We start from the raw sequence: 21,189 nt of genomic DNA on the forward strand, positions 1-21,189 counted from the left end.
AAGAGCGGAGGTTTTTCTCCAACCATTGTGGAATTTCCCTCACCCGCCCTACACGCATAGGCGACATCTTAATGGAACCCGCGAACTTGGCGACCTTGCAAGGGACCGGGCGACCGCCACCCTTGCGCCCAGCATGCAGCGTGCGAGGGAGGGCGACGGCCTACTCGCATATGACGGCGCGGATGCCGGCCGGCGTCCACACGAACGCCGGATAAAAAGGGGCTTCCGACGCTCAGCCGGAAACCCCGTTTGCGGACAGGGCGGGATTCGAACCCGCGGAACTTGCGTTCAACGGTTTTCAAGACCGTCTCTTTCGACCGCTCAGACACCTGTCCTCGACCGCCTACACGAGGCGATGCCTCTCTAGTTTAGCGGTCACGGCTTACAATCCGCTGGGCTCGACTCGCCGAGCCGCGAATCGGGCAGGTCTTTGGTGTCGGTCGTAATCGCGCCCTCTTCGAACGTCAGGAAGCGGGTGCAGGTTTTCAAAAGGAATTCGCGGTCGTGGGAGATGACCAAGACGATAGCCCCCAAGGAACGCAAGTATCCAATCGACTCGGTCACTTCGTTCATGTGGGTCAGGTCCAGACCGCTGGTCGGCTCGTCCATGATCACGATCCGCTTGCCGGACAGCACGGCGCACCCCACCGCCACCCGCTGCTTCTGCCCGCCTGAGAGCGGATTCGGATTACGGTCCAACAGGTCGGTCAAACCCAGGCGGGCCGCCACTTCCTCCACCCGCGCCTGATCGACCCCGACGGCTCCAAGCCGCAGCTCCTTGGCCACACTCTCGCTGAAGAGCTGGTAGTTGACGTCTTGGAAGACCAGGAAGGAGGCCCGGGTCAGGTCCTTGCGGCCCAGCCTGCGGCCATCCAGGCTGACGCGCGCGCCCTTGGCCCCTGTGATAAGCCCGGTCAGGGCCTTGGCGAAGGTGGATTTACCGGCGCCATTGCGCCCCACGATGCCAATGACATCGCGCCCGTCCATCTCCAGGTCATCGACGCGCAAAGCCGCCCGATCCGCCCCGTGGTAGGTGTAGGAGAGGTCGTGGATACGCAGCGTGTGGGCTGGTGCGTCATCAGGAGGGACGGCGGGAGCGGCGGCGTCCGGGCCGGCGGTCGGCAGGGTGAGTGCGCGCAGGCCCAGCCGTTCACGGGCGGGCGCGTCCAGGGCCGCCATCTGGCCCGGCTCAAATTCATGACTGACCCTGCCCTGGTCCATGACCACGAACCGGTCAGCCAAGTCACGCAGGTAGTAAAGCCGGTGCTCGATAATCACCATCGTCATGCCCCGCTCCTTGAGCATGGCCAGCACACGGCCCAGGGATTCGATGGCTCGGGCGTCCAGGTTGGACGAGGGCTCGTCCAATAGCAGGAGCTTGGGGCCGGGCATGCAGGCCGAGGCGATGGCGACCAGCTGCTTCTCCCCGCCGGACAGGGCGAACATGCTCCTATCCAGAAACCGCCGGATGCCGAATAAATCCGCCACTTGGTCCAGGCGGGCGCGGATACTGGCCCGGTCCACCCCCGCGTTCTCCAGCGGAAAAGCCAGTTCGCTGGTCACGTCGGTGGTGAAGAACTGGGTTTTGGGATCCTGGAACACTGACCCCACCCGCCGGGAGAGCTGGGAGATGGGCGTGCTGCCAGTGGACAGGCAGTCCACCAGGCACTCCCCTTCCAGACCACCTTCGTAAAGTTCCGGAATCAGGCCGTTGATCACCCGCGAGAGCGTCGTCTTCCCACAACCGGACTTGCCAGTGACCACCAGCGCCTGGCCGGCCGGGGACTTCAGGCTCACCCGGTCGAGCGCGGGCTGCTCCTGGCCCGAATACGTGAATGAGGCGTTGCGCAGATCAAGCATAGGCAAGGCACCCCAGCAGCCCCAGACCCACGATCAGGCAGACCAGGTCGCTGGAGAACACCGACAGACCGTACAGGGAGGTCTTGCGCTGTGGATCAGCCAGGCCCCGGGTCAGGGCCGCAGCGGTCAGGTCGCCCGCCACGTTTGAGGCGTTGTTCAGCAAAGGCACGTAGATGTACTCCATGCTGCGCAAGGGATGGAGGGCCAGGTCGGAGCCATTGACCGCGATGCCCCGGAATTTCATCGCGTCACGAATCTGATGGTAGTCGTGGCGGATAGTGGGAAAGAAGCGGAAGAGCACGCTCATCGGCACAACCACCCACTGCGGCAGGCGCAAGGTCCGCAGCCCGTACACCAGTTCGGAGACGCGAGTGGTGGAGAAAATCAGCGCGGCCACGACCACGACCGGAAGCATCTTTCCCAGGGCCGAGAAGAGGAAAAGCAGGTAATGGCCCAGCAAGTTGTCGGGGTAGAGCAGGACGCAGGCATCACCGGCCACGAAAACCGCGCAAACCGCCAACCACATGCCCGCCTGACGCCAGCGCCGGGCCGGTAGGAAGAGCAGGCATAAGTAGGCGTAGGAGGCGGCTTGCAACCAGATGGGCAGGTTGAAGAACAGGAGCGCGTTCGCAAAGACCACCAGAAAGAATTTGCTGAATATGCACACCGGCCTCATCCCTTGGCCGCCCCTTCCGAGAAGTGCTTGGAGACCAGCCGCTGGCCTATCCAAGCGCCGACCAAGGCGCCGACGACCGTGATGGCCAGGCAGGCGATCAAGGTGGGGGCGGTGACGTGGGAGAAGAGGGCGTTGATATAGTCCCGGCTCTTACCGCGCTTGACCAGGCTGGCCACGTAGGCGTTCTTCATGAACCACAGGGGCAGGACCGGGCCCAGCGAACCGAAGGTGAAGACCAGGTAACTCAGGACCCGCCAGGGGATGTGGACGCTGCCACGGTTCAGACCGGTTTCGACCAGGTCGGCGAGCAGACCGCACAGGACGTAAGGGATGAAGGCCAGGGCGAAGTGGCCGGAAATCAGGAAGAAGAGGCCCATCAGCACGCCCATGATGGTCAGCGCCCCGAAGCGCGGCACCTTGCGGCACATGAGCATATAGACCGGTCCCGCCAGCAGGCCGACGATGCCAGGGACGAAAATCGAGGTGAAGCCGGGCAGGAGCAGGCCTGTGACCAGGGTGGTCAACCCCTCGGCCAGGCCCATGCAGATAAAGTAGAGGGCGCTGTAAATCCCGACGTTAATCAGGTCCTTGGTCTTTAAAGCCGCGAATCCGCCCATGATCATGCTTCCGCCCGCGCCTTTTGGCCCGCTGAATCCCCGCCGCGACAGATGCCGCAGCCACTTGTCTCACTTACCAGCCTATGGGACCGCCAGCCGCCTGGCAAGGGTCATTTTCCGCTTTCCCTGGGCGAGGAGCGGTATGCCTACCGTTTGCTTATAAGGCCATTACCCGTCGGGCGGACCGCGCAAGGAGGCCTGGATGCGAAACATCCCGCGCCCCGCGTTTCGCCTGATGGCTCGCGCGTGAGCACGGGATGTCGCTCGGGAAAACCGGGAGAGTCTCAGGCCTCCCACTGAGTGGGCTCGATGACTTCCTTGCCGCCCATGTACGGCCGGAAGGCCTCGGGAATGGTGATGGAGCCGTCCTTGTTCTGGTGGTTCTCCAGGATGGCGACCAGCCAGCGGGTGGTGGCCAGCGTGCCATTCAGGGTGGAGACCGCGCGGGTGCCGCCGTCGGCCGTGCGCTCACGCACGTTCAGGCGACGGGCCTGGTACTCGGTGCAGTTCGAGGTGGAGGTCAACTCGCGGTAGCGCTCCTGGGTGGGCACCCAGGCTTCGCAGTCGAACTTGCGGGCGGCGGAGGAGCCCAAGTCGCCAGCGGCGGTGTCGATGATGCGGTAGGGCACCTCGACCTTTGCCAGCATCTCCTGCTCCATAGCCAGCAGTTGCTGGTGCTGGTCGCGGGAATCCTCCTGCTTGCAGTAGACGAACATCTCGACTTTGTCGAACTGGTGGACGCGGATGATGCCGGTCGTGTCCTTGCCAGCGGCGCCAGCCTCGCGGCGGTAGCACGTGGACCAGCCGCAGTAGCGCAGGGGGCCGGACTCCAAATCCAAAATCTCATCCTCGTGCATACCGGCCAGGGACACCTCGGAGGTGCCGACCAAGTACTGGTCGTCGGGCTCGCGCAGGCGGTAGATCTCCTCGGCGTGGGAGTTGAGGAAGCCGGTGCCGGCCATAACCTCGGGACGCACCAGGGTGGGGGTGATCGTGGGGATGAAGCCGTGCTCCATCGCCTGATCCACCGCCATGGTCAGCATGGCGATTTCCATGCGGGCCACGTCGCCGCGCAGGAAGTAGAAACGGGAACCGGAAATCTTGACGCCGCGCCGCATATCGATGCCAGCCACGCCCTCGCCCAGCTCCAGGTGGTTCTTAGGCTCGAAGCCCTCGGCCTTGAAGTCGCGGGGAGTGCCGACCTTCTTGACGACCACATAGTCGTCTTCTCCACCGGCGGGGGCCTCAGGCTCGACGATGTTGCTGAACTTCCACATAGCGGTCGTGTAGGCCTCGTCCGCAGCGTCGGCCTTGGACTTGTACTCGCTGACCTGATCGGAAAGCTTCTTCGTCCTCTCCAGGAGTGAGGACTTTTCATCCGCAGAAGCCGAGGCGACCTGCTTGCCCAGCTCCTTCTGCTCGGCCCGGGACGACTCGTAGGCCTGCAAGGCCTCACGACGCTCCGAGTCGGCGCGCAGCACTTCGTCGACCAGTTCGACGGACTCCCCGCGCTTTCGCTGGGAGTCCTTGACGATGTCCGCGTGGTCGCGGATGAATTGTATATCTAACATGGTTTAATCCTACTCCCGTAAGGGGACAGGCGGCTTAATACGACCCCATCCTCGGCCCGTACAATCCCCGCCGACTGCCATCTCAACTGCCTTATTCCTGTAGGCTCGGTTCACCCTACAGCTTCTATAGTAAGCCCAAGATACGCGGCGGGGGCGCGCCCCGCGCAAAACGACGGAACGCGCCCCTGCCCCCGAAAAACGGCCAGACTCAGTTGAAGAGCATGACGATGTTGTAGAAGATGGCGCTCACGGCGATCAGGCCGATGATCACGACGAACACGTTGCTGGCCTTGCCCGAGTACTTCTTGAGCGAGGGGACCGTGTGAATCGCGTACATAGGCATGAGGAAGAGCACGAAGGCGATGATCGGGCCGATCATGGTCTCGATCATGTTCATCACCGAAAAGTTGGCCCAGGCGACGAGCCACGCGCACACCAGGATGATGCCTTCCACGCAGATGGTCATGACCTTATCGGAGACCTGCTTGCCGGACTTCTTCGCGATCTTGCGGATGATGCCGGACAGGCCCTCGCTGGTGCCCAGGTAGTGGCCCAGGAAGGACTTGGCGATGGCGATGAAGGAGATCAGCGGCGCCACGATCGAAATCAGCGGGTTGTTGAACTGGTTAGCTATGTAGGACAGGATCGAGATGTTCTGGGCCTTGGCCTCGGCCAGCTGGGCAGGGCCCAGGCACAGCACGCAGGAGAAGACGAAGAACATAACCACGCAGACCATCATCAGCTCGGCCCGCTGCAGGACCTTGGTGACCTTCTGGTCCACGTACTCGTCGCCGTACTCCTCGCGCTCGGCCACAGAGAAGGAGGAGATGATCGGGGAGTGGTTGAAGGCGAACACCATGACGGGGATCAGCAGCCACAGGCCCTCAAGCAGCCCGGTGAAGGAGAAGCCGCCAGAAGCGTTGCGCGGGAAAGAGGTGAAGATGCTGGTGTTCCAGTGGGGGATCAGGTACAGGGCGAACAGCACCAGCACGATCACGAACGGGTAGACCAGGATCGACATGACCTTAGTGGTCACCGTCGTGCCCAGGCGCACGATCAGCATCAGCACGACGACCAGGACCAGGGAAAGCAGCCAACGCGGCGGCGCGCCCATGTGCATCTGGTTGACGATGAAGCTCTCGGTGGTGTTGGTGATCGAAATGCCGTAGACCAGCAGGATCGGGAAGATCGACAGGAAGTAGATGATGGTGAAGACCAGGCCGAAGTTCCAGCCCCAGTGCTGCTCGACCACATCAGTGATGTCGTCGCCCGGGTTCTTGGCCGAGAGCACGAAGCGGCTCATGGCCCGGTGGGCGAAGAAGGTCGTCGGGAAGGCGATGATGGTCATGAACACGAGGCCGATGATGCCCGCACTACCCGCGTCGATGGGCAGGAAGAGGACGCCCGCGCCGATGGCTGTGCCGAACAGGCTCAGCATCCACGTGGTATCGCCTTTATGCCACTTACTGGCATACTCCTTAGTGCCTTTTACCTCAGATGGGTCCTGAGGTGAGGTCGCTGCCTTGTTTTCCATATTGTGCAGTATCCCTTTCTTGCTCTCACAACAGATATTCATCAATGACCAACCCAGCACCGTCAAAACGCCGCCAGGACAAGCCAATGCCTCTTATTGCAATAGTATTCGCGAGCGATTGCGCACTCCCGATTTGTCCACTATTTGTCACTTGCCGAAGATGGTCCTGCGGAAGCCCTCACCGGTCGGCGTGCCGGCCAAACCACCGATGCCGGTTTCCCGCAGGGATGCTGGCAGGTTCTTACCCACCTGGCGCATGGCCACGATGACCTCGTCGGCCGGGATCTTGTTGGTCCCACCAGCCAGGGCTATGTCAGCCGCGATGAGGGCGTTGCCCGCACCGATAGCGTTGCGCTTGACGCAGGGCAGCTCCACCAGGCCCGCGACGGGGTCGCACACCAATCCCAGCAAGTTGCTCATGGCGATGGCGAAAGCCTCAGCCGACATGTTCGCATCGCCGCCGGCAGCCTCCACCGCCGCCGCAGCGCCCATGGCGGAAGCGGAACCGACCTCGGCCTGGCAACCGCCGGTCGCCCCCGCGATCATCGCGTTGTTCGCCACGACCATGCCGAAGGCCCCGGCTGCGAAGAGAAAACGAATCTGCCCTTCCCTAGGCAGTTCCAGCCGCCGTTTCAGGGCCGCCAGCACACCGGGCAGGGTGCCTGACGACCCCGCGGTCGGGGTGGCGCAAATGACGCCCATGGAGGCGTTGACCTCGTTGGTGGCTATAGCCGCTTGCACAGCCTCCATCATCACGTCGCCGGACAAGCTCACCTTGTTTTTGCGATAGTCCCTGAGCAGGGCCGCTTCGCCGCCGGTCAGCCCGGTCTGCGAGAAGACGCCTTTGTCCGTGGAGCCCTTGACGACCGCCGCATCCATTGTGTCCAGGTTCTTCGCCATGCGATCCCAGACCTGCTCGCGCTCTTCGCCGTAGCGTTCCATTTCGTCGCGAATCATAATCTCCGAGACAGGCAGATTCTCCCGCTCGCTGGTTTCCACTAATTCCTTGACCGAGTTGAACATCTTCCCTGACTCCTAACTGATGTACGAGATACGGGACGAGTGACTCGCGAAGTCCTTGACGGTTTGAGCGGTCAGCGGTTTGTCCAAATCAAAGGCGTACATGGTCTTCCCTCTCTCTTCATCACAGCATTCGCTACATCCGCCGAGCACGCCCAAGCTGGCGAGCTTGTCCGCGATCGGTTTCACTTCGTCCTCGCATGTCTGGCCGGTGCCCGGCTCCTCGACGAGCAGGAAGGGCAGCAACCCGCCAGGCTGGATGTCGAAGCCGTCCGCTTGGATCCGCCGGATCTCAATCGTGCCGCCACCGATCGAGCAACCGGACACGGTCACCTGGCGGCCGTCCTTGGTCATCTCCAAAATCGCGGTGTTAGGGTGCTTGATCGGGCTGTCACCCTGCTCCTCAACGAACCGGATGTCAATGCCCTGGCCGCGGGCGATGTCGACCGCCTGCGGCACCCTGCTGTCGTCCGGCTCGAAGCCCAGCAGGCCCGAGACGATCGCATAATCCGTCCCGTGGCCCTTGTGGGTCTGCGCGAAGGATTCGTAGTATCGAATCACAGCCTTATCCGGCGGGCCACCGATGATGCTGTTGGCCGCCCTGCCGATAGCCACCGCGCCCGCGGTATGCGAGCTCGAAGGACCGATCATCACGGGGCCTATGATGTCGAACACGCTCTTGTAGTTCTGTGACATCGCACGTCCTTTCACTGCCTAGCACTGCTTCAACACACCGCACGTCATGCCTGTAACCAGGCACTTCCTCCCAGGCAGGACGGACCCGGTACTGGCCCATGCCGCCGCTCGCCTTGTCACATTTCAGCCTGCTCCCTTGGAGACGGTGATGATTGTCACACCATCATGAGACATCAATCACATCCTTAGCGTAAGCCTTTTCCATTACATCCGACTCCCGGGCGTTCCGCCCCCCTCCGAACCGCTTACGTGCAGGAATCGTTGACGTTCAAGCCCTCCTGCTCCCTCAGCCCGCCCGAACGCGGAAAATGGAGATCATGCCATTATCAGCGATCGTCGTCCTTGCCGGGGTGGTCTGCGTCATCGCGGCCTTGGCGGCTCTGGCGCTTTGGCTGCGCGCCCGCGCCCGCCGCCGGCTCGAGGCCAGCCTCCAGGCCAGGCACGATGACGGTGACCGCGTCTCCTACGCTTTCGTGATCAACCCCTCCAAGCCCCAGGCCGAGCAGGCACGCGGACTGATCAAGGATTTCTGCGGGGCCAAGGGCCTGGACGACGTGCGTTTCTACGACACCCAGCTCGACAAGGACGGCAAGGCCTGCGCGCTCCAAGCCGTGGACGAGGGCGCGGACATCGTGGTGGCGGTCGGCGGCGACGGCACGGTGCGCACGGTCGCGAGCGCCGTGGCCAGCACCGGCCACACCCTGGGCATCGTTCCAATCGGCACGGGCAACTTGTTCGCGCGCAATCTGAACATCCCAGTCGGCGACATGGACGCGGCCTTGGCTGTAGCCACCTCGCACGGCTCGCGCCTGGTCGACGTGGGCCGGATGAGGATCCTGGACTCATCCTCCCCTCAAACCAAGCACGCCTTCCTGATCATCGCGGGCATCGGCTTCGACGCGATGATGATAGACGACACGGACCCCAACCTGAAAAAGAGCATCTCCTGGCTGGCCTATTTCATCTCCGGCGCCAAGCACCTGTTCGCCGACAAATACCACGGCGACGTGACCATCCGCCAACCCGACGGGCGCTCCCAGACCAACAAGGACGTGGAGTTCCGCACCTTCATGGCCGGCAACTGCGGCGAGATCCCAGGTTTCTCGCTGATGCCAGACGCCTCCTTCGACGACGGGATACTGGACTTCGAGCTGATTGACACCTCCGGCGGGCTGATCGGCTGGGCCAACCTCTTCGGCGACGTGATGCACCAGACCATCACCCGCAAGCCCAACCAGAGCCCCCTGTCCACGAACTCCTCAATCGTGCAGGTGCAGGGCTCCAGCGCCAGCATACGGTTGAAGGAACCGGCCCTGGCCCAAGTGGACGGCGACATCCTGGGGCAGACCCAGCACATCGAGCTGACCGTGGACCATCAGGCCCTGTGCGTGCGGGTGCCGGTGGACTGAGGCATTGGCCGGGCGGCTTGCATGGCTGCTGAAACCACCGCTCCGCTTGGTTGAGCTGTGCATACTTGTGAGATTTCGTTGTGTATTGTGCGATTTTCGGTCACCCTCGCATGCGATAATAAGAGGCATGGTTGCTATCAATGCGGGACAGCCCGCCACCCCAGCAGATTTGATTGATGTCAACGAGGTCGTCGGCAAATATTACGACCTGGTCCCAGATACCGGCGAGGCCGCCCAGCGCGTCTCCTTTGGCACGTCCGGCCACCGCGGCTCCTCGCTGACCTCCTCCTTCAACGAGGCCCACATCGTCGCCATCTCCCAGGCCATCGCCGAGCAGCGGGCCAAGGAAGGCGTCACCGGACCGCTCTACCTGGGCCGTGACACCCATGCGCTCTCCCTGCCGGCATGGAAGACCGCCATCGAGGTGCTGGTCGCCAACGGCGTGCGAGTGCGCATCGACGCTCGCGACGACTACACGCCCACCCCCACCATCTCCCAAGCCATCCTGACCCACAACCGGGCCAAGGACGGCTCCCAGCGGTTCACTGGCGACGACCTGGCCGACGGCATCGTCGTCACGCCCTCCCATAACCCGCCCACCGACGGCGGTTTCAAATACGATCCGCCCACCGGCGGCCCAGCGCCCGAGTCCACCACCCAGGCCATAGCCAAGCGCGCCAACGAGCTCCTGGGCTCCTACCGCCAGGTCAAGCGCATCCCCTTCGAACAGGCGGTCAAGTCAGATTTGGTGGAGCGCTTCGACTACCGCGAGCACTACGTGTCCGACCTGAACAAGGTAATCGACTTTGACGCCATCCGCGCTTCGGGCGTGCGCCTGGGCATCGACCCCCTGGGCGGCGCTTCGGTCAACTATTGGCCGCTGATCAACGAACAATACGGCCTGAACATCGGCGTGCTGAACGAAGGCGTGGACCCCACCTGGCGGTTCATGACCATCGACCACGACGGCAAGATACGCATGGACCCCTCCTCCCCCTACGCCATGCGCGGCCTGGTGGAGCGGCTGGACGCCGGCGCCTGGGACTCCTACGACCTGGTGGGCGGCACCGACCCTGACGCCGACCGCCACGGCATCGTCTGCCCTGGATCGGGGGTCATGAACCCCAACCATTACATCGCCGTGTGCGTGGAATACCTCTTCTCCGGCCACCGGCCCGACTGGCCCTCCGAGTCTGGAGTAGGCAAGACCCTGGTCTCGTCCTCGCTGATTGACCGGGTGGCAGCCTCCATCGGCGCCAAGCTCGTGGAGGTGCCGGTCGGGTTCAAGTGGTTCGTGGACCCGCTTTTCAAGGGCCAAGTGGCCTTTGGCGGCGAGGAGAGCTCCGGCATGAGCTTCCTGCGCTTCGACGGCCACGTGTGGACCACTGACAAGGACGGGCTGATTCCCGACCTTCTGGCGGCCGAGATAACAGCCAAGACCGGCAAGAACCCGGCCCAGCTGCACCAGTCCCAGGTGGAGCGCTTTGGCGAAAGCTGGTATCAGCGGGTCGATACGCCCACCAGCCTGGAGCAGAAAGCCAAGTTCGGCGCCCTGACCCCGGCGGACGTGACCGAGACCAAGCTGGCCGGACAGCCCATCACCGCCAAGCTGACCGAAGCGCCCGGCAACGGCGCCAAGATCGGCGGCATCAAGGTGACCACGGCCGACAACTGGTTCGCTGCCCGCCCCTCCGGCACCGAGAACATCTACAAGGTCTACGCCGAATCCTTCGTCTCCCCGGATTCCCTGGCCCAAGTCCTCACCGAAGCCGACGAGGTGGTTGGCCAGGCCCTTTCTGACTGAAAGCAGCGCAGGCAAAGCTGGAGGCCGCTTCCCCAGGCAGGGGTACGGCCTCCAGCTTTTCAGGTGAACCATCTAAAGTAGAGGGTATGACCGAAGATCAGATTGTCGTTTCCACCGACGGATCGGCCCTGGGCAACCCGAATGGGCCTATGGGGTGGGGCTGGGTCGACCACCAGGGCGGTGGCCAGGACGCCGGCGGGGCCACCAATGGCACCAACCAGATTGGCGAGCTGTGCGCGGTTCTGCAAGCCCTGCGCGCCCACCCCGGCTCCATGCCGCTGACCATTCAAACCGATTCCCAATACGCGATCAACTGCTCCACCAAGTGGGTGGCAGGATGGAGGAAGAAGGGCTGGCGCAACGCCGCCGGCAAACCGGTCAAGAACCGGGCGCTGATCGAGGCGATCGACCAGGAGCTTCGCCAGCGCCAGGGACCGGTCAGGTTCTTCTGGGTCAAGGGCCACGCCGGCGAGCGCTTCAACGAGCAGGTCGACGACCTGGCACGCGGTTACGCCTCAGCCGCACGGGCCGGCACCAAGCGCTCCTACCTGCCTTTGGAGGGCTGGCAGTCCCTGCTGGCTTCCCCCTACACCAAGGGGCTCAAGATTTCCGAGGAGGTCCGCCTGCAACTTAAGGGGCAAGGCGTCGCCCCCCCCACAAGCGCAGTCAGCGCCGGGAGCGGCCAGCTGCCAACCGACGAAGCCGAGGTCGCGGGCGACGACGACCGTCCAGAGCGGCCCATGCCCATCCAGCAGCCGCTGGACGCGCAGACGGACCTGCCGGACGAGACCGAAATCTTGGATGACGAAGCCAGGACCGAGATTATAGAACCAGTGGGCGGCGCTGCAGGTCAAGCCGAGATTCAGGAATCTGACGACGACCAGGCCGAGACGGGCGAGGACGAAGCGGGCGAGGGCACCGAAAGCGCCGAACCAGCGCGCGGCCTGACCGCCTCCGGCGACTTGACCATCACCCCTCCCCCATCGAGCTCACCCTACTTCGCCGATAAAGCGCTCCACGTCTCGGGCTCAATCACCTTCGAAGCGGACATCGACCAAAAGGGCCGGGTGCACATATCCGCCCCCTTCCGCTTGCACTCAATCACCGAGCGCGACACTGGCGACGGCGGCGAGCAACTCGACAGCCCACAGTTTTAGACTAATTTAGATTCAGTCCAATACGGCAGAGCGCCAGTCCAGTGGCGCGTAAAGGAGATTGCATGGATAAGGCACAGCAGGACGCGTTGAAAAAGGCTGCGGGCATTGAGGCCGCGAAGCTGGTGGAGGACGGCATGATCGCCGGCCTGGGCACCGGTTCGACCGTCCGCTTCCTGGTGGACGAGCTAGGCCGCCGTGTGCAGGAGGAGGGACTGCGCTTCACCGGCGTCACCACCTCCCGCCGCACCCAGGAGCAGGCCGAGGGCTACGGCATCACGATCGTGGACGTGGACGACGTGGACCGCATCGACGTGACCATCGACGGCGCGGACGAGGTGGATAGGAACTTCAACGGAATCAAAGGCGGTGGCGCCGCCCTCCTCTGGGAGAAGATCGTGGCCACCAACTCCGATAAGATCGTCTGGATCGTGGACGAGTCCAAGGTGGTGGACACCATCGGCGCCTTCCCCCTGCCGGTCGAGGTCATCCCCTTCGGCGCCGGCCATGTCATCAAGCGTTTCGAGGACCGCGGCTACAAGCCCGTCCTGCGCAAGACCGCTGACGGCAAGGAGGTGCGCACCGATGAGAACAACTTCGTGGTGGACCTGCACCTGGGACGCATCGACCACCCCCAGGACCTGGCCGAGGACCTGATCAACACGGTCGGCGTGGTCGAGCACGGGCTCTTCCTCAACATGGTGGACACCGTCATCATCGGCGACCCCCACGGCCCCAGGATTCTGAGCAACTCCAACAAGTAGGCTTTAACACCAGGCGAGCGCCCCACCGACCATCCGACGGGCGGGGCGCTCGCTTATTGCTACCGCGCGGCAGGTGGAGCATCGACCCGACAACGATTCCCAGCGGGCCGTAGGCCGTCGGACGCACTGCGGTCAGTAGCCGGCATCAGCCTTGATCCCATGCTTGGCGTTGAACGCCTTGGCATCCTTGTCGGCTTTGATGCCTCCTACAACCAACAGCAACCAAAGCGCAAGCATCAAGAGCATCAGCAAAGCAAAGGCCCAGTCAGCGATCCTCATCACGCTGTGGACCGCCAGGCACCCGGCGACGACCACCAGCGCGGACAAACCCGAGAGCATGGCCATGCCCAGAAAGACCGCCGCATACCTGTGGTGGACGTACTCCCAGGTCTCGTCGGAAGCCATGATGGCCGGGGTGCGCAGACCCGCCGCGGAGTTGCGCGTCAAACGACCCTTCCTGGCACCCATATACATCCAGCCCGCCAGAGCCGCTACCGCCGTGAAAAGAACCGCCACAATGACCATTGCTACCTCCTCGCCCCGATTTGCGGGCACTCCCCTGTACCGCCAGCGGTCAGTCCAAGGCTTCCACGGCTTGGCGGGCGGCCTGGTAGTCGGGCTCGTCATGGACCTCGGCCACCTGCTGGGTGTAAGCCACCTTTCCTCCCCGATCGATGACGACCACGCATCGGGAGAGCAGACCCTGCATTGGACCCTCAGCAATGGTCACCCCGTAGTCCTGGCCGAAGCTTGAGCGGAAGGCCGACGCCGCCTGGGCGTCCTTGATGCCCTCGGCCCCGCAGAAGCGACCAAGCGCGAAGGGCAGATCCATGGAGACGCACAGGACCGAAGCGTCATCCAGCTCCTGGGCCATCTGGTTGAACTTGCGCACCGACATGGAGCACACACCGGTGTCCAAGGAAGGGAAGATGCTGAGGATCAGCTTGCGGCCAGTGAAGGAGGAGGAGACGACATCATTCAAATCCTCACCAGCCAGGGTGAAGGCCGGGGCCGGGCCGCCGACCTCGGGGAGGGTTCCTACCGTTGCTGTGGGAGTGCCACCTACTTGTATTTGTGCCATGAAACTATCATCGCACACAAACCGTCCCCACGCAGCACCCCGCTTCAGTGGACTGCGACAATGGACGACCATGAAAAAAGGCCAGCGCCGTAACGACACTGACCTTCATGCACCCTGCTCGACCCATGCGCCGGAACTCCCTGGGGAGCAATCCAGCCATACGGCTCGGGGGCTTCACGAACCGTGGGAGCGCTACTACTTGCGCTGGTGGCGGGTCTTACGCAGCATTTTGCGGTGCTTCTTCTTGCTCATACGCTTGCGGCGCTTCTTGATGACAGACCCCATCCGAGCCTCCGTTCCTTAACATCTGATGGTAAGTGTGCAACTCGCCCTATAATACACCGGTTCAGGGACCTTTATAGGGGGAAAGCCTGGTAGAAGGCGTCAACCGAGGCCTTGGGCCCCTCGGCTTGGAAGATCGCCGTGGCGTTGCGCCACACGACGACTGCCCTCTTGGCGTCCCCGTCAACCTCATGCTCACTGTATGATCCGGTGGCTTTGCCGGAGACCTTGACCTTGCCCGAAGCCAGCTCTTTACCATGCTGGGCGGCGGCCAGGGCCTCGTACTGCTTGCTGGCGTCCTCCTCCTGGCTCCACTGGGCCACGCGGAGGGTCACATCCTTCGCGGCGGCACCAGTCGAGTAGGTCAACTGATACTCCTCCAGCGGCGATGCGGACTGCCAGTCCGCGGCCGCCTGGGCATTGAGACGGGCGAAGGCCCCGACCGAATCCGGCATGGCCTTGAGCAGGTCGGAAGCGCCCTGGGGCAAAGGCTGGGCCTTAATGGTCGGTTGAGTCTGCGAGGGTGCGACATCGCCACCCGTCGAGGAGCTGGCGGCGGGCACAGCGGTGGAACTTCGGGGCGCCCAGTGGGGCCACACGAAAGCGGAGAAGAGGACCAGGATCACGATGACGGCGGCACCGATGACCACGCTTAAGCGGCGGCGGCGGACGGCTGCCGTCTGGCTTTGCGGTTTAACCTCAGGCTTGTTTTCAGGCATACTCCGATTCTCTCACAAGGGCTTTGAACGGCTCGTGTAGGGTCCGCGAAAACTTGCATGAAAAAGGACCGGCCACCATCGGCGCGCACGCTTGGTCCAGGGCTGGTCAGGCGATGCCGTCAAGGGCCTTGCGCCGGCGATGAAGGGCCTGCCGCCTTGTCCTTCAAGACCGATAGCGTCACAAATATGGCGAAAAGCGCAACGCAGTATGTATGCACCGAATGCGGCTGGACCGGAGCCAAGTGGTTCGGCCGCTGCCCGGAGTGCGGTCAGTGGGGCACGATCGAGGAGTTCCATGAGGCCCGGCCCGGCAAGACGCGCTCGCCCGGCGCTTCCAATTCGAGCGGCCGGCGAACCCAGGCGTCGGTCCTGTCCGCCGAGGCCCAGGCCCAGCCCATCAGTCAGGTGGGGTCAGAGTCGGTGGAGCGCGTACCTACCGGTTTTGAGGAGTTCGACCGCGTGCTGGGCGGCGGCGTGGTTCCCGGTTCGGTGATGCTGGTGGCCGGCGAACCCGGCATCGGCAAATCGACCCTCCTCTTGGAGACGGCCGGCAATGTGGCCCGCAGCCAGCCCGGCAGCGTGCTCTACATCTCCGGCGAGGAGTCCCAGGCCCAGGTGCGGATGCGAGCCTCCCGGGTGGGCGCCATCGACGATTCCCTGCTCCTGGCGGCCACCACCGACCTGGGCACGGTCCTGGGCCTGATCGAGCAGACCAAGCCCTCCCTGGCCATCGTGGATTCGGCCCAGACCATCACCTCTCAGGACGTGGACGGCATCTCCGGCGGCTCCACCCAGGTCCGCGAGGTAGCTTCCGCCCTGATTGATTTGGCCAAAACGTACGATATTCCAGTCATGCTGGTAGGGCATGTCACTAAAGACGGCGCCATCGCCGGTCCGCGCACGCTAGAGCACCTGGTGGATGTGGTCTGCCAGTTCGAGGGCGACTCCCAGACGGCCCTGCGCATGCTCCACGCGGCCAAGAACCGCTTCGGCCCCACCGACGAGGTGGGCTGTTTCGACATGAGCGGCCAAGGCATCGAGGAGGTCAAGGACCCGGCCAGGCTCTTCCTGTCCGCCTCAGAGGCCCCAGTCGAAGGCACCTGCGTCACATTCACCCTTGACGGCCACCGCAGCCTACCCATCGAAATCCAGGCGCTGGTCACCGCGTCAGTCCTGCCCACCCCCCGCCGCAACGCCAATGGCATCGACGCTAACCGACTGGCCATGCTGGCCGCAGTGCTCTACCGGCATGGCAAGGTGAACCTGCTCACCCGCGATTTGTATGTGTCCACAATCGCCGGTGGCCTGGCCAAGGAGCCCGGCTGCGACCTGGCCGTAGCGGCCGCCCTGGCTTCGGCCAACTCGGCCAAGCCGATCGCCAAGACCACCTGCGCCATCGGTGAAATCTCCCTGACCGGCCAAGTGCGCCCGGTCCCCCAGCTGGCCCACCGCTTGAGTGAGGCGGCCCGCCTGGGCTTCACCCGCGCCGTCGTCCCCGTCCACCGGGGCGGCCGCGCGACCAAGCCCTCCGCCGGTTTAGAGGTCATCGAAGTCTCCACCTTGGCCGACGCCTTGGAAGCCCTAGGCGCGCGTTAAGCAGTCCCAGGCGTAACGTCCAATGAAGGAACCCACCGCAAGAACCCCACACGAAAGGAAACCCGCACATGAGCGTCGAACTGGAATCCATGAGCCCCTACGCCCAGTCCCTGGTCAAGCGCCTGGGCCTGGAACCCCACCCGGAAGGCGGATGGTACGTGGCTGATTGGCTGAGTCCACGCGAAGACGCACCCTCGGCCCGCCCCCTGAGCTCGCTGATTTACTTCCTGCTGGCCCAGGGCGACGCTTCCGCCTGGCACAAGGTGGACGCGGACGAAATCTGGCTCTGGCACGGCCCCGCGACGGTCCAACTTGAGATCGGCGGCTACGGCGACGCCCCGGCCCAGGACCAGAACGACCACGAACTCATCACCCTGGGCTCCCAGATCGCCCACGGCGGCTCCACCGACGAGACCACCCCAGTGGGCCATTACGTCGTTCCCGAAGGTTGCTGGCAGCGAACCCTCCCAGGCTCCGGCGACGCCCTGGTCTCTTGCGTGGTCTCCCCCGGCTTCACTTTCGCAGGTTTTGAGTTGGAGCAGTAACCCCGTTCCCCTGCCCCCCCCCCCGACTTAGGCATAGGGGCCTGCCAAGGATTCAGCCCCGTGACCTTCCGCCTGCCGCCGTATGATCGGAGCCTTGGTAAGCGTCTGCCCAACTCCCCAGCTCCGCCGGCGACCCTCAGGCTGAGGTGAGGTCGCCCACGTCGAGCTGATAAAGCTGGCGGAAGCGCGGGTTGTCCCGGTAGAGCGCAGATGGGGTACCTTGCATGGCGATACGGCCGTCCTCAAGGAAGACCACCTGGTCAGCGCCCTCCAGGCCCTGCAGGTGGTGGGTCACCCACAGGAGAGTGCGGCCCGCGGTAGCCTTCATGATCATGGTCATGAGTTCCTGCTCGGTGACAGGGTCCAGGCCTATGGTCGGCTCGTCCAACAGGACGATCGGGGTGTCCTTCAGCACGATCCGAGCCAGGGCCAGGCGCTGTCGCTGGCCGCCGGAGAAGCGGGCGCCGCCCTCCTGCACCGGGGTGTCGAGCCCGAGCGGCAGGGAGTGGACATAGTCGGCCATCTGCACGGCCTCCAAGGCCTGCCAGATTTGCTCATCCGAAGCTTCCGGCTCGCCTAGACGGACGTTCGAGACGATTGTGGTGTTGAAGAGGAAAGGCTGCTGGTTCAGGTAGCCGAAGAGACGGGCACGCTCGGATTGAAGGGCTGCGATTGGTTGCCCGTTCACGCTGATCCGCCCGCTCTGTGGGGCCAGATCGCCCAGCAGCAGTTGCAGGATCGTGGTCTTGCCCTCGCCGGAAGGCCCTAGGAGGGCGATTTTGCTGCCAGCCGGTATGCGCAGGGACACGTCATCCAGCAGGGTGGGCTGGCCGGGGCCATAGGCGAAGGTCACGTGATCGAAGTCGATCGAAGCCACAGGCTCCTTGAGCATAACCTGCTCGATGGGCGCGCTCTGGCGGGCCTCCACCCTCGCGGTCAAGCCGTTCAAGTGGCCCAGGGAGTCGGTGTAAAGCGGAACCTCCGCGACGGCTTGGGATACGACGATGAAGCAATCGATCAGTGGGAAAAGGCTCAACACCACGGCCGCAGCGTAGTCAGCGAGCGAATCGGAGGAGGTGAGCGTCAGTTGGCTGCCCGCCAGCAGGCCAACCACCATGATGCCGAATATCATCTGGATGGCGAAATTACGCCAGCGCTCGAAGCGTTTTTGCTGCAACTGGCTGTCCATCACACGGCTGAAATCCTCGGCCCCGGTGGCGGTGAACTCGCCGTGGCGGTGGGTGATGACCCAGTCGGACAAGCCAAGGTAGCTCTCGGTCACCTGCGTGTACTCGTCTTGCTGCCGGGCCTTCTCCAGCGCGTAGTGGCCGTCCGCGAAAGCCAGGGAGACCAGCGGGATCAGGATCAGAATCAGCGCGAAGAGGCTGAAGAGCAGGAGGGAGGCCTGCCAGGAGAACACACCGACGGCTATGGTGACCACCAACCACATGAGGTAGGCGACGACGGTAGGGAAGATGGTGCGCAGATAGAAGTTCTCCAGGTGGTCCAGGTCGTCGGCCAGCATCGAGAGGACGGTGCCGGTGCGCTCGTGCTCGGTCAAGAAGGAGGCGTCCTTGGACAGGGTGCGGTAGAGCTGCACGCGCAGCTTGGAGACCACGCGCAAGACCCAATCGTGGCTGCGGGTGCGCTCCAAGTACTTGAACGTGGGCCTGCCGATACCGAAGGCCCGGGTCAGGACGATCGGCACGTAGACCACGAAGATGTTGTAGGGATGGCGGGCCGAACGGCTAATCAGGAAACCGGAGGTGAACATGAGCCCGGCGGCGCACACGAAGGTGATGGTCCCCAGGAAGAAAATCAGGGCGAGCAGGCCCTTATTGAGCTTCAGATAAGGCCAGAACCAGTGATCCTTGCGCCAGGCGGCAAGATAGTCGGGGCGGGACCGGCGCTGCTCTTGCGGCTCGGACTGGGCCGGCCGGGTCTGCGCGGTCAGCTGGCTGGGCTCGGGGCCGTTGAAAGGCTTAGTCGAGGTATCCGGCAATCTGATTGCCTCCCATCCGCTCGATCAACTGGTCCAGAGGCCCGCCTTGGCCGATCAAATCCTTTGGCGCGCCCTGGGCAGCTATCCGCCCCTGGTCCAGCATGATGACCTGGTCCGCGTCCGCAAGCCAGTGCAAGCGGTGGGTAGCGAAGATGACCAGGTGCCCCTCCATGATCGGCAAAAGGGTCTGCTTCAAGTCGTACTCGGTCTCGATGTCCAAATGGGCGGTCGGCTCATCGAAGAGCAGGATTTCACGGGTGGAGTCCAGCAGCACACGGGCCAAGGATATGCGCTGGGCCTGGCCGCCGGAGATGCCCCGGTGCCCCTCCCCTATCTGAGTGCCCAGACCCTCAGGCAGGACGCCCAGCCAGTCGTCCAAACCGGCTTGGGTAGCTGCTTGGGCGATGGCCGAATCGTCGGCCTCCTGGGCGTAGAAACGAATGTTGTCGGCTATGGAGCCGGAGAAAATATAAGGGTCCTGCGGAATGTAGGCGATATGCCGCTGCCAGGACGGTGCGTTGAAGTGGCCCATGCTTCGCCCGTCCAACTCGATCGAGCCGGAGGACGGGGCGTTGAAGCCAGCCAGCAGTTGCACCAGGGTGGACTTGCCGGCGCCGGAACGGCCGATGACCGCCACCTTGCTGTAACCCTTGAGGGTAAAGCCCAAATCGGTCAGCGCGGGCTCTATCGGCTCGGAAGCCTCCTGCTCCCCTTCCTTCGAGGCGGCCGGGTTCTTACTGGAGGAAGCGGCCTTCCCCGCAGGCACCACGGCGTCCGCTTGGGGCTTGGTTGGATAAGTGAAGTTCAGGCCGCGCACGGTCAGCTGGCTGTCCTCGCCCCAGCCGTCCCAGTCCAAACGGTCGTCTTGCTTGGGCTCGGGCTGGGACAGGAGGTCCTGCATGTCCGTCAAGGCGTTCTTGCCGTCCAGGGTGGCGTGGTAGTCGTCGCCGAACTGCCGGATGGGCAGGAAGTAATCAGGCGCCAGAATCAGGGCCAGCAGGGAAGGGAAGAGGTCAGCCGTGCCGTCAATCAGCCGGTTGCCTAAGAATACGGCCATCATCGCTATGGCCAAGGTGGTGAAGAAGTCAAGCGCGAACGTAGAGGTCAGCGCCACACGAATCACCGACATGGTGCGTTTACGGAACCGGTCGGATGTCGATTCGATCTCGCTCTCGTACTCCTCGCTGATGCCCAGCATTTTGAGCGTGGGCAGCCCCAGGATCGTGTCGACGAAGCGGGTGTTGAGCTTACGGAACTGAGCGTACTGCTTGTTGGAGCGATCACGGGCGGCCAGGCCCAGGATCGCCAGGAAGAAGAAGAGCAGGGGCAGCATGCATAGCAGGATGATCCCGCTCAAGGGGCTTTGGCTCCAGATAAGCACCAGGGTGATCAGCGGGATGAAGGTCATGTCCATCATCTTGGGCAGGACCGTCTGGATATAGGTCTTGACCTCGTCGAGCCCGTCGATCAGCATGGTGACCGCGGAGCCTGTGCCCCGTTGGGTCAGAGCCGCCGGACCCAAGCGAAAGACTTTCTCCTGCACTTGCGGGCGCAACTGCCGGACTGCGCCATCCGCGTAGGAGGTGGCCATGCGTTGCTTGGCCACCTCGATCAGTTGGCGGACCGTGAAAGCGACCAGGAAGGCAAGGGCGGGCAGCAACAGGGCGGACATGGGCCGCCTGTGCCAAATGCGCACCAGGGCCCAGGTCAACCCTGCCGCTTGCCCTGAAATGGCCGCCCCTTGAAGGATGGAGAGCAAGGCCAAAGCCAGCATCTCCCGCCTGATACCGGCGAACCGAAAAAGGCTCTTATCAATCAAAGGGCATGCCTTCCCAGGTTGTAATCAACGTTCGCGCCAA

At 63.5% G+C, this 21,189-nt stretch carries 19 protein-coding genes and 1 tRNA gene; 6 read left to right on the top strand and 14 right to left on the bottom strand.

The window, feature by feature from the left end; all coding sequences use genetic code 11:
* Positions 1 to 252: 252 nt before the first annotated feature.
* From AB656_RS04535 to sdaAB, 8 genes are all read right to left on the bottom strand, one after another.
* Positions 253 to 335: transfer RNA gene (locus tag AB656_RS04535), tRNA-Ser, on the bottom strand.
* Between the two features lie 40 nt (positions 336 to 375).
* Positions 376 to 1,860, bottom strand: coding sequence for an ABC transporter ATP-binding protein (locus AB656_RS04540; protein WP_033503597.1), 1,485 nt, complete (start codon positions 1,858 to 1,860; stop codon positions 376 to 378).
* Positions 1,853 to 2,527, bottom strand: a complete 675-nt coding sequence (locus AB656_RS04545; RefSeq protein WP_158336160.1) for an energy-coupling factor transporter transmembrane component T family protein — start codon at positions 2,525 to 2,527, stop codon at positions 1,853 to 1,855. Before AB656_RS04545 ends, AB656_RS04540 begins: the two co-directional genes overlap by 8 nt.
* A gap of 5 nt (positions 2,528 to 2,532) precedes the next feature.
* Complete coding sequence (locus AB656_RS04550; RefSeq protein ID WP_033503675.1) at positions 2,533 to 3,153, bottom strand: MptD family putative ECF transporter S component; 621 nt, start codon at positions 3,151 to 3,153, stop codon at positions 2,533 to 2,535.
* Between the two features lie 284 nt (positions 3,154 to 3,437).
* Complete coding sequence (gene serS, locus AB656_RS04555; RefSeq protein ID WP_033503598.1) at positions 3,438 to 4,724, bottom strand: serine--tRNA ligase; 1,287 nt, start codon at positions 4,722 to 4,724, stop codon at positions 3,438 to 3,440.
* A gap of 208 nt (positions 4,725 to 4,932) precedes the next feature.
* Entirely contained in the window at positions 4,933 to 6,258 is a 1,326-nt protein-coding gene (locus AB656_RS04560) for an aromatic amino acid transport family protein (protein WP_081924883.1), read from the bottom strand.
* Positions 6,259 to 6,405: 147 nt separating this feature from the next.
* Entirely contained in the window at positions 6,406 to 7,281 is an 876-nt protein-coding gene (sdaAA, locus tag AB656_RS04565; protein ID WP_033503600.1) for an L-serine ammonia-lyase, iron-sulfur-dependent, subunit alpha, read from the bottom strand.
* Between the two features lie 12 nt (positions 7,282 to 7,293).
* The gene (gene sdaAB / locus AB656_RS04570; RefSeq protein WP_033503602.1) at positions 7,294 to 7,974 is read right to left on the bottom strand and encodes an L-serine ammonia-lyase, iron-sulfur-dependent subunit beta; all 681 of its coding nucleotides are present in this window, start codon (positions 7,972 to 7,974) and stop codon (positions 7,294 to 7,296) included.
* A gap of 317 nt (positions 7,975 to 8,291) precedes the next feature.
* Between sdaAB and AB656_RS04575 the strand changes: the two genes are divergently transcribed.
* The 4 genes from AB656_RS04575 to rpiA all read left to right on the top strand — a co-directional run bounded on the left by AB656_RS04575 (position 8,292) and on the right by rpiA (position 13,105).
* Positions 8,292 to 9,383, top strand: a complete 1,092-nt coding sequence (locus tag AB656_RS04575; RefSeq protein ID WP_144418936.1) for a diacylglycerol/lipid kinase family protein — start codon at positions 8,292 to 8,294, stop codon at positions 9,381 to 9,383.
* A gap of 127 nt (positions 9,384 to 9,510) precedes the next feature.
* Positions 9,511 to 11,187 carry a phosphoglucomutase (alpha-D-glucose-1,6-bisphosphate-dependent) gene (gene pgm, locus AB656_RS04580; RefSeq protein WP_033503604.1) on the top strand — a complete coding sequence of 559 codons (1,677 nt, stop codon included), beginning with the start codon at positions 9,511 to 9,513 and terminating at the stop codon, positions 11,185 to 11,187.
* An 86-nt stretch (positions 11,188 to 11,273) separates the two neighbouring features.
* Positions 11,274 to 12,344, top strand: coding sequence for a ribonuclease H family protein (locus tag AB656_RS04585; RefSeq protein WP_051905355.1), 1,071 nt, complete (start codon positions 11,274 to 11,276; stop codon positions 12,342 to 12,344).
* A 62-nt stretch (positions 12,345 to 12,406) separates the two neighbouring features.
* Entirely contained in the window at positions 12,407 to 13,105 is a 699-nt protein-coding gene (gene rpiA / locus AB656_RS04590) for a ribose-5-phosphate isomerase RpiA (protein WP_033503605.1), read from the top strand.
* A 132-nt stretch (positions 13,106 to 13,237) separates the two neighbouring features.
* Here rpiA and AB656_RS04595 read toward each other — a convergent pair whose 3' ends face one another.
* The 4 genes from AB656_RS04595 to AB656_RS04605 form a co-directional block, all read right to left on the bottom strand.
* Positions 13,238 to 13,630: an SdpI family protein gene (locus AB656_RS04595; RefSeq protein WP_051905356.1), complete on the bottom strand. Its 393-nt coding sequence runs from the start codon at positions 13,628 to 13,630 to the stop codon at positions 13,238 to 13,240.
* A gap of 49 nt (positions 13,631 to 13,679) precedes the next feature.
* On the bottom strand, positions 13,680 to 14,186 hold the full coding sequence (tpx, locus tag AB656_RS04600; RefSeq protein WP_033503606.1) for a thiol peroxidase: 507 nt from the start codon (positions 14,184 to 14,186) through the stop codon (positions 13,680 to 13,682).
* Positions 14,187 to 14,381: 195 nt separating this feature from the next.
* Positions 14,382 to 14,471: a 30S ribosomal protein bS22 gene (locus tag AB656_RS07635; RefSeq protein ID WP_003817716.1), complete on the bottom strand. Its 90-nt coding sequence runs from the start codon at positions 14,469 to 14,471 to the stop codon at positions 14,382 to 14,384.
* A gap of 71 nt (positions 14,472 to 14,542) precedes the next feature.
* Entirely contained in the window at positions 14,543 to 15,187 is a 645-nt protein-coding gene (locus tag AB656_RS04605) for a hypothetical protein (RefSeq protein ID WP_033503608.1), read from the bottom strand.
* 186 nt (positions 15,188 to 15,373) lie between these two features.
* Here AB656_RS04605 and radA point away from each other — a divergent pair, with 186 nt between their 5' ends.
* Positions 15,374 to 16,783: a DNA repair protein RadA gene (radA, locus tag AB656_RS04610; RefSeq protein WP_033503679.1), complete on the top strand. Its 1,410-nt coding sequence runs from the start codon at positions 15,374 to 15,376 to the stop codon at positions 16,781 to 16,783.
* A gap of 68 nt (positions 16,784 to 16,851) precedes the next feature.
* Positions 16,852 to 17,328 carry a cupin domain-containing protein gene (locus AB656_RS04615; protein ID WP_033503609.1) on the top strand — a complete coding sequence of 159 codons (477 nt, stop codon included), beginning with the start codon at positions 16,852 to 16,854 and terminating at the stop codon, positions 17,326 to 17,328.
* 136 nt (positions 17,329 to 17,464) lie between these two features.
* On the opposite strand, the gene cydC is transcribed toward AB656_RS04615, so the two are convergent.
* Together cydC and cydD are read right to left on the bottom strand one after the other, a co-directional pair.
* Positions 17,465 to 19,330 (bottom strand): thiol reductant ABC exporter subunit CydC, encoded by a 1,866-nt coding sequence (gene cydC / locus AB656_RS04620; RefSeq protein WP_236681849.1) that lies wholly within the window; start codon positions 19,328 to 19,330, stop codon positions 17,465 to 17,467.
* Positions 19,311 to 21,149: a thiol reductant ABC exporter subunit CydD gene (gene cydD, locus AB656_RS04625; RefSeq protein WP_033503610.1), complete on the bottom strand. Its 1,839-nt coding sequence runs from the start codon at positions 21,147 to 21,149 to the stop codon at positions 19,311 to 19,313. The genes cydC and cydD overlap by 20 nt, the downstream gene beginning before the upstream one ends.
* Positions 21,150 to 21,189 lie beyond the last annotated feature (40 nt).

It is taken from the genome of Bifidobacterium actinocoloniiforme DSM 22766 (assembly GCF_001263395.1).
Taxonomy (GTDB): Bacteria; Actinomycetota; Actinomycetes; order Actinomycetales; family Bifidobacteriaceae; genus Bombiscardovia; species Bombiscardovia actinocoloniiformis.

What these genes read in the sequence shown, in the direction of transcription:
- AB656_RS04615 (WP_033503609.1), top strand. Translation starts at nt 16,852, where the DNA reads ATGAGCGTCGAACTGGAATCCATGAGCCCCTACGCCCAGTCCCTGGTC.
- AB656_RS04560 (WP_081924883.1), bottom strand. Translation starts at nt 6,258, where the DNA reads ATGGAAAACAAGGCAGCGACCTCACCTCAGGACCCATCTGAGGTAAAA.
- sdaAB (WP_033503602.1), bottom strand. Translation starts at nt 7,974, where the DNA reads ATGTCACAGAACTACAAGAGCGTGTTCGACATCATAGGCCCCGTGATG.
- radA (WP_033503679.1), top strand. Translation starts at nt 15,374, where the DNA reads ATGGCGAAAAGCGCAACGCAGTATGTATGCACCGAATGCGGCTGGACC.
- AB656_RS04605 (WP_033503608.1), bottom strand. Translation starts at nt 15,187, where the DNA reads ATGCCTGAAAACAAGCCTGAGGTTAAACCGCAAAGCCAGACGGCAGCC.
- AB656_RS04540 (WP_033503597.1), bottom strand. Translation starts at nt 1,860, where the DNA reads ATGCTTGATCTGCGCAACGCCTCATTCACGTATTCGGGCCAGGAGCAG.
- AB656_RS04595 (WP_051905356.1), bottom strand. Translation starts at nt 13,630, where the DNA reads ATGGTCATTGTGGCGGTTCTTTTCACGGCGGTAGCGGCTCTGGCGGGC.
- AB656_RS07635 (WP_003817716.1), bottom strand. Translation starts at nt 14,471, where the DNA reads ATGGGGTCTGTCATCAAGAAGCGCCGCAAGCGTATGAGCAAGAAGAAG.
- AB656_RS04575 (WP_144418936.1), top strand. Translation starts at nt 8,292, where the DNA reads ATGCCATTATCAGCGATCGTCGTCCTTGCCGGGGTGGTCTGCGTCATC.
- pgm (WP_033503604.1), top strand. Translation starts at nt 9,511, where the DNA reads ATGGTTGCTATCAATGCGGGACAGCCCGCCACCCCAGCAGATTTGATT.
- AB656_RS04585 (WP_051905355.1), top strand. Translation starts at nt 11,274, where the DNA reads ATGACCGAAGATCAGATTGTCGTTTCCACCGACGGATCGGCCCTGGGC.
- tpx (WP_033503606.1), bottom strand. Translation starts at nt 14,186, where the DNA reads ATGGCACAAATACAAGTAGGTGGCACTCCCACAGCAACGGTAGGAACC.
- rpiA (WP_033503605.1), top strand. Translation starts at nt 12,407, where the DNA reads ATGGATAAGGCACAGCAGGACGCGTTGAAAAAGGCTGCGGGCATTGAG.
- sdaAA (WP_033503600.1), bottom strand. Translation starts at nt 7,281, where the DNA reads ATGTTCAACTCGGTCAAGGAATTAGTGGAAACCAGCGAGCGGGAGAAT.
- AB656_RS04550 (WP_033503675.1), bottom strand. Translation starts at nt 3,153, where the DNA reads ATGGGCGGATTCGCGGCTTTAAAGACCAAGGACCTGATTAACGTCGGG.
- serS (WP_033503598.1), bottom strand. Translation starts at nt 4,724, where the DNA reads ATGTTAGATATACAATTCATCCGCGACCACGCGGACATCGTCAAGGAC.